This window comes from Pseudomonas sp. H2_A10, assembly GCF_054680085.1.
In genome coordinates this window covers 368,877-382,337 of record NZ_CP162821.1, presented here as the reverse complement: position 1 = coordinate 382,337, position 13,461 = coordinate 368,877, and the positions used below count along the sequence as shown (strand labels likewise).

Below are 13,461 nucleotides of genomic sequence, written 5' to 3'. Positions count from 1 at the left end.
TACGGCCGTTTAGATTTTTTTGGCCTGCCTCCTGTATTTACGGCATAAGCACCGCCCGACACGCAGCCCTGCACCTTTGCCCGTGTAGAAGGTAAACTTCGCCCCCTGCGCAGGAGCAACCATGAATTATCGTCACGCCTTTCACGCCGGCAACCACGCCGATGTCTTCAAACACCTGACCTTGACCCGCCTCATTGCCCTGATGTCGCGCAAGGAACAGCCGTTCGCCTACCTCGATACCCATGCCGGGATCGGTCTGTATGACCTGCAGGGCGACCAGGCCAACCGCACGGGTGAATACCTGGAAGGCATCGCGCGTCTGTGGGGCGAGGACGACCTGCCGTCACTGACCGCCGACTACATGCGCGTGCTGCAAGAGATGAACCCGGATGGCCAGTTGCGTTACTACCCGGGCTCGCCGGAACTGGCACGGCGCCTTACGCGCCCGCAGGATCGGGTTTTGCTCAATGAGAAACACCCCGAAGACGGCGTGCTGCTCAAGGACAACATGAAAGGTGATCGCCGCGTCAAAGTGCACCTGGGCGAAGGCTGGCATGTACCGCGCGCCTTGTTGCCGGTGCCGGAAAAACGCGCATTGATGCTCATCGACCCGCCCTTCGAGAAACTCGATGAGATGCAGCGGTGCGCTGCCTCCCTCAAGGAAGCGGTCAGCCGCATGCGCCAGACCGTCGCGGCCATCTGGTACCCGGTGAAGGACCAGCGCATGCTGCGTCGCTTCTACCAGGACCTGGCCGGCACTGGCGCGCCGAAGCTGTTGCGCGTGGAATTGCTGGTGCATCCCCTGGACACGCCCAACACCCTGACCGGCTCGGGCCTGGCGATTGCCAACCCGCCGTGGGGCTTGGAAGAGGAATTGCGCGAGCTGCTGCCGTGGCTGTCCAAGAAACTTGGCCAGACCCAGGGTGGGTGGCAGATGGATTGGCTGATCGCTGAGTAACCTGCTCTAAAGCCAGGCACAGGACCCAATGTGGGAGGGCGCCCCTCCCACATGTTGATCTGTGTTGGCCTTTAGATCGGGCAGGTCACGCCGGTGCCGCCGATCCCGCAATACCCCTGCGGATTCTTCGCCAGGTACTGCTGGTGGTACGCCTCGGCGAAGTACACGGTTGGGGCTTCGTCGATTTCGGTGGTGATTTCACCCAGGCCGGCCTTGCTCAGTTCTTGCTGATACGCCTCGGCACTGGCCTTCGCCGCCGCCAGTTGTTCCGGGGTGGTCGCATAAATCACCGAGCGGTACTGGCTGCCGATATCGTTGCCCTGGCGCATGCCCTGGGTCGGGTTGTGCAATTCCCAGAACATCTTCAGCAGGTCTTCGTATCTCACTTTGGCCTGGTCATACACCACCAGCACCACTTCGCTGTGGCCGGTCAGGCCGGAGCAGACTTCTTCGTAGGTCGGGTTCGGCGTGAAGCCGCCGGCGTAACCCACCACGGTGCTGACCACGCCGTCGCGCTGCCAGAACTTGCGTTCCGCACCCCAGAAACATCCCAGGCCGAAGATCGCAAAACCGACATCGTCAATGAACGGGCCGAGCAGTGGGTTGCCGTTGACGAAGTGTGTCTCGGGCAGGTTCATCGGGGTTTCACGGCCAGGCAACGCTTGTTCTTGAGTAGGCAGCACGTTTTTGTTCACCAGAATTTCCGAGCGCAAGACCATGATCAGTCCTCTCGTCAGGTTGAGTTAGCGGTAAGGATTCAGACAGCCAGTGTGCCCGAGTGTTACAGCGCTGTCAGGCGATTGGCCCGCGCGGGTAGCGTTTGAGCATCGTCAACAGCTCTGCGCCGGGGATTGGCCGGTCGAACAGGTAGCCCTGGCCCACGTCGCAGCGGTGCCGTCGCAGGAACGCCAGTTGCTCGGCGGTCTCGATGCCTTCGGCCACAACCTTGAGCTTGAGGTTGTGGGCCATGGCGATCACGGCCGAGGTGATTTCCATGTCGTCCTGGTTGTCCGGGATCTCGTGGATAAAGCTGCGATCGATCTTGATGATGTCGATGGGGAATTTTTTCAAGTAGCTCAGTGACGAGTAACCGGTACCGAAGTCGTCCATGGCCAGGGTCAGGCCGAAGCTCTTGAGTTGGTCCAGTTGCAGGCGTGTGTCCTCGGTGGCTTCCAGCAGCAGGCCTTCGGTGAGTTCCAGTTCCAGCAGGTTGGCGGGCAGGTCTTCTTCCTTGAGGATGGCGGCAATCGAGGCCACCAGGTCCGGGTCGGAGAACTGCTTGGGCGACAGGTTGATTGCCACCTGCAGGTTGCCCATGCCGGCGGCGCTCAGACGCTTGCTCATGCGGCAGGCCTGGCGCGCGATCCATTTGCCGATGGGGATGATCAAGCCGGTCTCTTCGGCCACGCTGATGAACTGGTCAGGACGGATCATGCCCTTTTCCGGATGGTTCCAGCGCAGCAGCGCTTCCATGCCCAGCAAGCGACCGCTGCGCAGGCATAGCTTGGGCTGGTAGAACACGTCCAGCTCGTTCTGGGTCAAGGCGCGACGCAGGTTGTTCTCTACGAACAGCTTGTAGCTGGCCTCGGCGTTCAGCGCTTCGGTGAACACTTGTACCTGGTGTTTGCCGTTGGCCTTGGCTTTGTGCAGCGCCAGGCCGGCGTTACGCATCAGGGTTTGCGGGTCGCGGCCATGCAGGGGGGCGCATGCCAGGCCCACGGAACCGGTGACGCTGATCAATTGGTTGTCGACGAACATCGGTTTATCCAGGGTTGCCAGCAACTGGCTGGCGACCTGCTGGCCGCTTTCCAGGTCGGTGTCGTCGAGCAGTACCGCAAACTCGTTGCTGGCAAAGCGCGCCAGGCTGCCGCCGGTACTCAGGCTGTTGCGCAGGCGCCGGGCCAGGCTGATCAGCAGCTTGTCGCCGGTCTGGTGGCCGAGGCTGTCGTTGATGCGCTTGAAGTTGTCGATGTCCACCAGCAGCAGGCTGATCGGGGTGTCACTGTCGCGGGCAAAGCGCTCGTCGAGGTTGCGGATAAACGCCGGGCGGTTGCCCAGGTTGGTCAGGTTGTCGGTATAGGCCAGGCGCTCGATGCGCTGCTGGGCCAGCTTGGTCTGGGTGATGTCTTCGTAGATACCGATGTAGTGCGTCAGCTCACGGTTGTCGCCATACACCTTGGAGATCGACAGCTGGCCCCAGTAGGGTTCGAGGTTTTTACGCCGGCTTTTGAATTCACCCTGCCAACTGTTGCTTTTGGCCAGGCTCGACGGCGCGTCAAACAGCAACTCGCTGAGGTTCTCCAGCGCGGGTAATTGCGCCAGGCGATGGCCGTGGACTTCTTCGGCGCTGTACTGGGTGATCGCGGTAAAACTTGGGTTGACGTACTCCACAACGCCGTCGCAGTTGACCAGCAAAAACGCGTTGGCGCTTTGCTCCACCGCGCGCTGGAACAGATGCAGGGCGCTGGTGGCGGTGCGGCGGTTGTGGTTGTTGATCACTTGCGCGAACTGGTCGGCCAACTCACCGGCGAAGGCAATCTCATCGGCCTGCCACACGCGCGAGCTGCCGCCTTGTTCCAGGCATAGCACGCCGACCACCTGGCCATCGACGCGGATGCTCGCATCCAGCATGGCGTGGATGTCTTTGGCGCGCAGGTTCTCGGCCATCTCACGGGTGCGCGGGTCGCGCATGGCATTGTTGGCGTCGATGGCGCGGCTGGTGTGCAAGGCTTCCAGATAATCCGGGAAGCAGCCGGCATCAATGGGGTCCGGCAGATGGTACTGCTGGTCGGCGCGGTGATAGGCCGAAATCGGCGTCAGGCGCTGGCCTTCGAGATTCCAGAGGCTTGCGCAATCGATCTGGTAGATATCGCAGGCGCTACGGGTGATCAGCTCGGCGGCTTCCTGCAGCGAGTTGTTGGCGGTGTAACGCTGGCGGGCCAGCAGCAGGATCAACTCTTGCTGGGCGCGCACCCGTTCCAGATGCTGCAGCTGCTCCTGCTGGGCACGCTGGTTGAGTTCGAGGGCGATCTGCAGGCGGTTGTTCTGGCTTTCCAGGTCCTGCGTCGGGGCAGGCAAGGGGATTTCGCTGAACAGGCCGTCGACCACCATCAGGTAGCCGCGCAGCAGATGGCGATTGTGTTGTTTATAGGCCTCGCCCATTTCGAGCAGGCTCAGGGGGCCGTCGTTGGTGTGCAAGGTGTAGCGCACCAGGTAATGCGGGCTTTGGCTCAGTTGCTGTTGAATGGTGTCGTGCAGTTGATAGCGCGCCTGGGGTTCCATCAGGCTGGCGTAGGGTGTGCCGATCAGGGCGCACAGCTCGACCGCCGACAGGCCGAATTGGCGCTCGCAGTTGGGGTCGAGGTACAGCAGGGCCCAGCTTGCCTCATTAAGCCGCTCGAAACGCAGCATACCGAGGCGCGAAGGCACCGGTAACTGCGTCACTACCTCGGCCGCCATACGGGCGACATCGGGTTGGCTTTTCATGGGGGGAACTCACTTGAAGTAACGCGCACGGCGCCGGGCTCACGCCCTCTTTTCTGCTGCCTGCGGCAAGGTTGCATCATGCAGCGCGGGCTGACAAGAGAGGATGAAGGCTAAGTGCTATAAGGGGGGTATCGGCCGGACGGGGGAATTCTTCAGTCGGAATGACAGAAGGTGTACAACCCTGTCCTGTCTGTATAGAAAAGCAAAAAAAGCCCCGCCAAATTGACGGGGTTGAGGTACGAGCGTGGCGCTCGGAAATCGTTGCAAGCAGGCCTCCCCGGTTACGGGGAGGCCGCTGCGGCTTACAGCAGGATCGTGCGGATGTCGTTCAGCAACTGGCTCAGACGCTGGGTAAAGCGTGCAGCGGCCGCGCCGTTGATCACACGGTGATCGTAGGACAGCGACAGCGGCAGCATCAGCTTCGGCTGGAACGCTTTACCGTCCCAGACTGGCTGGATAGTGGCCTTGGACACACCCAGGATCGCCACTTCCGGCGCGTTGACGATTGGCGTGAAGCCAGTGCCGCCAATGTGACCGAGGCTGGAGATGGTGAAGCAAGCGCCTTGCATGTCGTCTGCGGTCAGCTTCTTGTCGCGCGCCTTGGCAGCCAGGGCAGCGGCCTCAGCGGCAAGCTGCAGCAGGCTCTTCTGATCGACGTTCTTGATGACCGGTACCAGCAGGCCATCCGGGGTATCGACGGCAAAACCAATGTGGACGTACTTCTTGCGAATGATCGCCTTGCCGCTTGGCGCCAGCGAGCTGTTGAAGTCCGGCAGCTCCTTGAGCAGGTGCGCACAGGCCTTGAGCAGCAATGGCAGCACGGTCAGTTTCACGCCGGCTTTTTCGGCCACGGCTTTCTGCGCGACGCGGAAAGCTTCCAGGTCGGTGATGTCGGCCTGGTCGAACTGAGTCACGTGCGGAATGTTCAGCCAGCTGCGGTGCAGGCTCGACGCGCCGATTTGCATCAGGCGGGTCATCGGCACTTCTTCGGTTTCGCCGAAGCGGCTGAAGTCCACCACCGGAATCGGTGGAATGCCCGCGCCGCCCGTTGCAGCGCCGGCAGCCGGAGCTTCCTTGGCCTTCTGCATCATGGCTTTGACGTAAACCTGCACGTCTTCCTTCAGCACGCGACCGTGCGGGCCAGTGGCCGACACAGCGTTCAGCTCGACGCCGAATTCACGGGCCAGTTGACGTACAGCCGGGCCGGCGTGAACCTTGGCACCGCTAGGCGCAGGCGCGGCAGCAGCAGGGGCCGGTGCGGCCTCGGCTTTTGTGGCAGGTGCAGGTGCGGCGGCCGGTGCGGCTTCAGCTTTTGCAGTTGCCGGAGCAGCGGCAGGTGCTGGCGCGGCAGCAGGCGCAGCGCCTTGTACTTTCAGCTTGAGGATGAAGTCACCGGTGCCGACTTCGTCTTCCAGCTTGACCGCGATGCTCTCCACCACGCCGGCAGCCGGCGATGGGATTTCCATGGAGGCTTTGTCGGACTCCAAAGTGATCAGCGACTGATCGGCTTCGACGGTGTCGCCCACCTTGACCAGCAACTCGATGATCTTGGCCTTGCCCGACGAACCGATGTCCGGCACGTGAATATCCTGCACGGTGGCGGCGGCAGGTGCGGCGGCCGGGGCTGGGGCAGCCTCGGCAGCAGCGGCAGGCTTTTCAGCGGCAGGTGCAGGTGCAGGTGCGGCAGCGGCAGCAGGTGCCGCCGCGTCGGCGGCGCCTTCGATTTCCAGTTCCAGCAGTTCGTCGCCTTCTTTCAGGCGGTCGCCCAGCTTCACTTTCAGGCTCTTGACCACGCCGGCCTTGGGAGCAGGGATTTCCATGCTCGCCTTGTCCGACTCCAGGGTCAGGATGCTCTGGTCGGCTTCGACTTTGTCGCCGACCTTCACAAACAGCTCGATTACTTCACCTTCACCGCTGCCGATGTCAGGTACGCGAATGAGTTCGCTCACAAAAATCTCCTCAGCAGTCCAGTGGGTTGCGTTTTTCCGGGTTGATCCCGAACTTGACGATGGCGTCAGCCACCACCTTGGGTTCGATCTCACCACGGTCAGCCAAGGCTTCCAGGGCTGCCAACACCACGAAGTGACGGTCGACTTCGAAGAAGTGACGCAGCTTCTTGCGGCTGTCACTGCGACCGAAACCGTCGGTGCCCAGGACTTTGAATTCCTTGGACGGGACCCACTGGCGAATTTGTTCGGCAAACAGTTTCATGTAGTCGGTAGAGGCAATGACTGGACCTTTACGGCCGGCCAGGCACTCTTCGACATAGCTCTTGGCTGGCTTCTGGCCAGGGTGCAGGCGGTTGCTGCGCTCCACGGCCAGGCCGTCGCGACGCAGTTCGTTGAAGCTGGTAACGCTCCACACGTCGGCGCCGACGTTGAATTCGTCACGCAGGATCTTCGCCGCTTCACGCACTTCACGCAGGATGGTGCCGGAGCCCATCAGTTGCACGTGGTGCGCCGCTTCCTTGGTGTCTTCTTCGAGCAGGTACATGCCCTTGATGATGCCTTCTTCCACGCCGGCCGGCATGGCTGGCTGCTGGTAGGACTCGTTCATCACGGTGATGTAGTAGAAAACGTCCTGCTGCTCTTCGGTCATCTTCTTCATGCCGTCCTGGATGATCACCGCCAGCTCGTAGCCGTAGGTTGGATCAAAGGTGCGGCAGTTCGGGATGGTGGCAGCCAGGATGTGGCTGTGACCGTCTTCGTGTTGCAGGCCTTCGCCGTTCAGCGTGGTGCGGCCGGCGGTACCGCCGATCAGGAAACCACGGGTACGGCTGTCGCCTGCTGCCCAAGCCAGGTCGCCAATACGCTGGAAGCCGAACATCGAATAGAAGATGTAGAACGGCAGCATCGGCTGGTTGTGGCTGGAGTACGAAGTACCGGCAGCGATGAAGGAGCTCATGGCGCCCGCTTCGTTGATGCCTTCTTCGAGGATCTGGCCCTTTTTGTCTTCCTTGTAGAACATCACCTGGTCTTTATCGACTGGCTCGTAGAGCTGGCCGACGGAGGAGTAGATGCCCAACTGACGGAACATGCCTTCCATGCCGAAGGTACGGGCTTCGTCCGGGATGATCGGGACGATGCGCGGGCCGATGTCCTTGTCCTTGACCAACTGCGCGAGGATCCGCACGAAGGCCATGGTGGTGGAGATTTCACGGTCGCCCGAACCGTCCAGGATTGCCTTGAGCGTGCTCAGGTCCGGGGTTGGTACGGCAAAGCTGTTGGCGCGGCGCTGTGGCACGAAACCACCCAGCGCGGAGCGGCGCTCGGCCAGGTAGCGGGCTTCGGCGCTGTTTGGCTCCGGCTTGAAGAACGGCAGGTTTTCCAGCTCTTCATCCTTGACCGGGATGTCGAAGCGGTCGCGGAACAACTTCAGGCTGTCGACATCGACTTTCTTGGTGTTGTGCGCAGTGTTTTTCGCTTCGCCGGCACCGGTGCCATAACCCTTGATGGTCTTGGCCAGGATGACGGTCGGTTGTTCTTTGTGGTTGACCGCTTCGTGGTAAGCCGCATAGACCTTGTACGGGTCGTGGCCGCCACGGTTGAGCTTCCAGATCTCGTCGTCGGACAGGTCGGCAACCATCGCCTTGAGTTCAGGCGTGTTGAAGAAGTGCTCGCGCACGAACGCGCCGTCTTTGGCTTTGTAGTTCTGGTATTCGCCGTCGATGACTTCGTCCATGCGGCGTTGCAGGATGCCGTCGACGTCCTTGGCCAGCAGTGGGTCCCAGAAACGGCCCCAGATGACTTTGGTCACGTTCCACTGAGCACCACGGAACACGCCTTCGAGTTCCTGGATGATCTTGCCGTTGCCGCGAACCGGGCCGTCGAGGCGCTGCAGGTTGCAGTTGATGACGAAGATCAGGTTGTCCAGCTTCTCGCGGCCGGCCAGGGAGATAGCGCCCAGGGATTCAGGCTCGTCGCATTCGCCATCGCCCAGGAAGCACCAGACTTTCTGCTTGCCTTCAGGGATGAAGCCACGGGCTTCCAGGTACTTCATGAAGCGTGCCTGGTAGATCGCTTGAATGGGGCCCAGACCCATGGAAACGGTCGGGAACTGCCAGAAATCAGGCATCAGCCAAGGGTGCGGGTAGGACGACAGGCCCTGACCGTCGACTTCCTGGCGGAAGTTGTTCATTTGTTCTTCGCTGATGCGACCTTCCATGAACGCACGAGCGTAGACGCCTGGCGAGGTGTGGCCCTGGAAGTAGATCAGGTCACCGCCGTGTTCGTCGGTCGGGGCCTGGAAGAAGTAGTTGAAACCGATGTCATACAGGGTTGCGCTGGAAGCGAAGCTGGAGATGTGACCGCCCAGGTCCGAATCTTTCAAGTTCGTGCGCATTACCATCGCCATGGCGTTCCAACGTACCAGCGAGCGAATGCGGCGTTCCATGAACAGGTCGCCAGGCATGCGTGCTTCGTGGGTAACGGGGATGGTGTTGCGGTATGGCGTGGTGATGGCGTAAGGCAGTTGCGAGCCGCTGCGGGTCGCGAGTTCGCCCATACGGGTCATCAGATAGTGAGCACGGTCTTCGCCTTCTTTGTCGAGAACCGATTCCAGGGCGTCCAGCCATTCCTGGGTTTCGACGGGATCGAGGTCTTGCATGGCTTGCTCCAGGGCGGAAAGGCTACCAGAATCGGTTGCCTGAAGTTTGCGACTGGCCTTGTGGGCAGACGACATAAATTCTTGGATGGCCGAAGGTTGCTTCGGCGTCCTGTAGTTTTACTACAAATCGTCGGCCATTTCAGCCTTTCGAATGTATATACGAGTAGTAAAACTACACAAGACTGAGCGGATTGCTCGGTCTGGCTGGTGAGCATAATCGTTATTGTTGATCTTTTGCGAACAAGAAAAGGTATGAGTTTAATGTTGCCTGCCAAAAATTATGAATTTTCAGCTATTTATAACCTTTGTTCGACAGTCCTCCATCGGGCGTGGTGCTTGCCTTCACAACTACAAGCCATTTACGCGCCGATGGAGGATAGACCATGAGCCTGCCAACGCTGGCCGAATTGCCCACCCTTCTTCTTCCGATTGCCCAGCGCGCCGAGCAGTCATTTCGTGACGCGGTGGCCACGCTGGACGACGATCATGGCCTTTCTACGTGGACCTCGCAACGGTGGGCCGATTTTGCCCGCGTCTGCGCCGCCAGTGATTTCGTTATTGAACAGAGTGTTCGTGACCCTTTGATGTTGCTCGAGCTGGCCGCCTGGGGCGAGCTGGACCGTGGCTTCGCCCCAGGCGAGCTGTGCGGTCAGATCGCCGGCGCCGTGCAACAGGCTGAAACAGAAGATGAACTGGGCTGCCTGTTGCGTCGTCAACGTACCCGCCAGCAAGTGCGCATCATCTGGCGCGACCTCACCCGCCAGGCGGACCTGGTGCAAACCTGTCGTGACCTTTCCGACATGGCTGACGCCAGCATCGACCAGGCCTACCAGTGGCTCTACCAGCGCCACTGCGCACAGTTCGGCACGCCGACGGGCCGGCGCAGCGGCGAGCCGCAGCACATGGTCATCCTCGGCATGGGCAAGCTCGGCGCGGTGGAGTTGAACCTCTCGTCCGATATCGACCTGATTTTCGCCTACCCCGAGGGCGGCGAAACAGTGGGCGTGAAGCGCGCCCTGGATAACCAGGAGTTTTTCATCCGCCTGGGTCAAAAACTGATCAAGGCGCTGGACCCGATGACCGTCGACGGCTTTGTGTTCCGCGTCGATATGCGCTTGCGTCCCTATGGTTCGGCCGGCGCGTTGGTGCTCAGTTTCAACGCGCTGGAGCAGTACTACCAGGACCAGGGCCGCGACTGGGAACGCTACGCCATGATCAAGGCGCGGGTAGTTGCCGGCGACCAGGTGGCCGGTGCGCAATTGCTGGAGATGCTGCGGCCTTTCGTCTACCGCCGTTACTTGGACTTCTCTGCCATCGAAGCGCTGCGCACCATGAAGCAGCTGATCCAGCAGGAAGTGCGGCGCAAAGGCATGGCCGACAACATCAAGCTGGGCTCGGGCGGCATCCGCGAAGTGGAATTTATCGCCCAGGCGTTCCAACTGATCCACGGCGGCCGCGACCTGAGCCTGCAACAGCGACCGTTGCTCAAAGTGCTCGGCACCCTGGAGGGGCAGGGCTACTTGCCGGCGGCGGTGATCGCCGAGTTGCGCAACGGCTATGAATTTCTGCGCTACACCGAACACGCGATCCAGGCGATTGCCGACCGGCAGACACAAATGCTCCCGGACAACCCGCAGGACCAGGCGCGCATGGCCTTCATGCTGGGCTTTGCCGACTGGGCCGCGTTCCATGAGCGCCTGATGTATTGGCGTGGTCGGGTGGATTGGCACTTTCGCCAAGTGATCGCCGACCCGGATGAAGAAGACGGCGCCGAAAGCGAACTGGTGGTGGGCGGTGAATGGTTGCCACTGTGGGAGGAATCCCAGGATGAAGACGCCGCCTGCCGCCAATTGGCTGAAGGCGGTTTTACCGACGCGCCCAAGGCCCTCAAGGCTCTCGCCAGTTTGCGCGGCAGCCCGCAATTGCGCGCCATGCAGCGCCTCGGTCGCGAGCGGCTGGATGCGTTTATCCCGCGCCTGCTCGCCCAGGCCGTCGAACACGCCAACCCGGACCTGGTGCTGGAGCGCGTGTTGCCGTTGGTCGAGGCCGTCGCCCGTCGTTCCGCTTATCTGGTGCTGCTCACCGAAAACCCCGACGCCCTGCGCCGCCTGTTGACCCTGTGCGCCGCCAGCCCGTGGATCGCCGAGCAGATCACCCGTTTCCCGCTGTTGTTGGACGAGTTGCTTAACGAGGGCCGGCTGTTCAAGCCGCCGCTGGCGCCGGAATTGGCCGCCGAACTGCGCGAGCGCCTCACGCGCATCCCCGAGGACGACCTTGAGCAGCAGATGGAAGCCCTGCGTCACTTCAAGCTCGCTCACCGCCTGCGCGTGGCGGCCTCGGAAATCGCCGGCAGCCTGCCGTTGATGAAAGTCAGCGACTACCTGACCTGGCTCGCCGAAGCCATCCTCGAACAAGTGCTGGCCCTGGCCTGGCGCCAGACCGTGGCGCGCCACGGCTCGCCGCAGCGGCTGGACGGCACCCTGTGCGATCCTGGGTTCATCATTGTCGGTTATGGGAAAGTCGGCGGCATTGAACTGGGGCATGGTTCGGACCTGGACCTGGTGTTTATCCACGACGGCGACCCTCAGGCCGAAACCGATGGCGCCAAGCCGATCGATGGCGCGCAGTTCTTCACGCGCCTGGGCCAGCGCATCATTCACCTGCTCACCACCCAGACCAACTCCGGCCAGTTGTACGAAGTGGACATGCGCCTGCGACCGTCGGGGGCATCCGGTTTGTTGGTGAGTTCCCTCGGTGCGTTTGATCGCTATCAAGAAAATGAAGCCTGGACCTGGGAACATCAGGCCTTGATCCGCGCAAGGGTGTTGGTGGGCAGCCAGGATGTGGGCCGTGCGTTCGAGCAGGTACGGGCTAAAGTGTTGGGGCGTGAACGGGACCTTGCCAAGCTGCGCCAGGAAGTCAGTGAGATGCGTGCCAAGATGCGCGATAACCTGGGTACCAAGGCCACGCTGGCCGGTACCGGCGCCAATGCCTTCGAAGCCACGGTGGCGTTCGACCTCAAGCAGGACGCCGGAGGTATCGTCGATATTGAATTTATGGTGCAATACGCGGCTTTGGCGTGGTCTGCGCAACATCCATCGTTGCTGCGCTATACCGACAATATCCGCATTCTGGAAGGCCTGGAGCAGGTGGGGCTGATGCCCGCCGCCGATGCCCATCTGCTGCGCGAGGTGTATAAGGCCTACCGTTCCGCCGCGCATCGCCAGGCCTTGCAAAACGAGGCCGGTACGGTGGCCGGGGATCAGTTCGCCGATGAGCGGCGGCAAGTGATGCGTATCTGGCAGGAGCTGGGGTTGAGCTGAAACACTATTAGGGCGGGGAGGCATAAGCCTCCCCGCATCGTTTGTGGAAACTACATGAATATTCTGATCGTTGGGCCCAGTTGGGTCGGTGACATGGTGATGGCACAGACACTGTTCGAGTGCCTGCGCCAGCGCCATCCAGGCTGCCAGATCGACGTGCTCGCCCCCGAGTGGAGCCGGCCGATCCTTGAGCGCATGCCGCAAGTGCGCGAGGCCTTGAGCTTTCCGCTCGGCCACGGCGCCCTGGAACTGGCCACGCGCCGTCGCATCGGCAAATCCCTGGCCGGCCGGTATGACCAGGCCATCCTGCTGCCCAACTCGCTGAAATCGGCGCTGGTGCCGTATTTTGCCGGCATCCCCAAGCGCACCGGTTGGCGCGGCGAGTTCCGCTACGTGCTGCTCAACGACGTGCGCACGCTCGATAAAGCGCGCTACCCGCTGATGATCGAGCGCTTCATGGCCCTGGCCTATGCGCCGTGTGCCGAGTTGCCCAAGCCGTACCCGCGCCCGCGCCTGCGGATCGACCCGGTCACCCGCGACGCGGCGCTGGCCAAGTTCGGCCTGAGCCTGGATCGCCCGGTATTGGCGCTGTGCCCGGGCGCTGAGTTTGGCGAGTCCAAGCGCTGGCCGGCGGAGCACTACGCCAAAGTCGCCGAGACGAAGATTCGTGAAGGCTGGCAGGTGTGGTTGTTCGGCTCGAAAAAAGATCATCCGGTGGGTGAAGATATCCGCCAGCGCTTGATACCGGGCCTGCGCGAGGAGGCGGTGAACCTCAGTGGCGACACGTCGCTGGCCGAGGCGATTGACCTGCTGTCCTGCGCGGATTCGGTGGTGTCCAACGACTCCGGCCTGATGCACGTGGCCGCGGCGCTGAATCGCCCGTTGGTGGCGGTGTACGGCTCCACCTCGCCAGGGTTCACCCCGCCGTTGGCCGACAAGGTCGAAGTGGTGCGCCTGGGCCTGGATTGCAGCCCGTGTTTTGATCGGACCTGCCGTTTCGGCCACTACAACTGCATGCGCCAGTTGCTGCCGCAGCCGGTAAACGATGCCTTGCAGCGGTTGCAGGGCACAGTGGTCGAGGTTAATTGA

General features: G+C 61.6%; 7 protein-coding genes. 3 read left to right on the top strand and 4 right to left on the bottom strand.

The annotated features are described in order from the left end of the window. The first annotated feature begins 121 nt into the window (after positions 1–121). Positions 122–958 carry a 23S rRNA (adenine(2030)-N(6))-methyltransferase RlmJ gene (locus AB4O23_RS01770; protein ID WP_017526481.1) on the top strand — a complete coding sequence of 279 codons (837 nt, stop codon included), beginning with the start codon at positions 122–124 and terminating at the stop codon, positions 956–958. 71 nt (positions 959–1,029) lie between these two features. Here AB4O23_RS01770 and msrA read toward each other — a convergent pair whose 3' ends face one another. The 4 genes from msrA to aceE form a co-directional block, all read right to left on the bottom strand. After that, positions 1,030–1,677 (bottom strand): peptide-methionine (S)-S-oxide reductase MsrA, encoded by a 648-nt coding sequence (gene msrA / locus AB4O23_RS01765; RefSeq protein ID WP_017526480.1) that lies wholly within the window; start codon positions 1,675–1,677, stop codon positions 1,030–1,032. Between the two features lie 73 nt (positions 1,678–1,750). Next, positions 1,751–4,444, bottom strand: coding sequence for a putative bifunctional diguanylate cyclase/phosphodiesterase (locus AB4O23_RS01760; RefSeq protein ID WP_065879467.1), 2,694 nt, complete (start codon positions 4,442–4,444; stop codon positions 1,751–1,753). Between the two features lie 302 nt (positions 4,445–4,746). Further along, on the bottom strand, positions 4,747–6,393 hold the full coding sequence (gene aceF / locus AB4O23_RS01755) for a dihydrolipoyllysine-residue acetyltransferase (RefSeq protein ID WP_460061923.1): 1,647 nt from the start codon (positions 6,391–6,393) through the stop codon (positions 4,747–4,749). Between the two features lie 10 nt (positions 6,394–6,403). Beyond that, positions 6,404–9,049, bottom strand: a complete 2,646-nt coding sequence (gene aceE / locus AB4O23_RS01750) for a pyruvate dehydrogenase (acetyl-transferring), homodimeric type (protein WP_017526477.1) — start codon at positions 9,047–9,049, stop codon at positions 6,404–6,406. 383 nt (positions 9,050–9,432) lie between these two features. Here aceE and glnE point away from each other — a divergent pair, with 383 nt between their 5' ends. Next, positions 9,433–12,372 (top strand): bifunctional [glutamate--ammonia ligase]-adenylyl-L-tyrosine phosphorylase/[glutamate--ammonia-ligase] adenylyltransferase, encoded by a 2,940-nt coding sequence (gene glnE / locus AB4O23_RS01745; RefSeq protein ID WP_460061920.1) that lies wholly within the window; start codon positions 9,433–9,435, stop codon positions 12,370–12,372. Positions 12,373–12,426: 54 nt separating this feature from the next. Further along, a complete protein-coding gene (gene waaF, locus AB4O23_RS01740; RefSeq protein ID WP_460061917.1) occupies positions 12,427–13,461 on the top strand; it encodes a lipopolysaccharide heptosyltransferase II in 1,035 nt (344 codons plus the stop codon).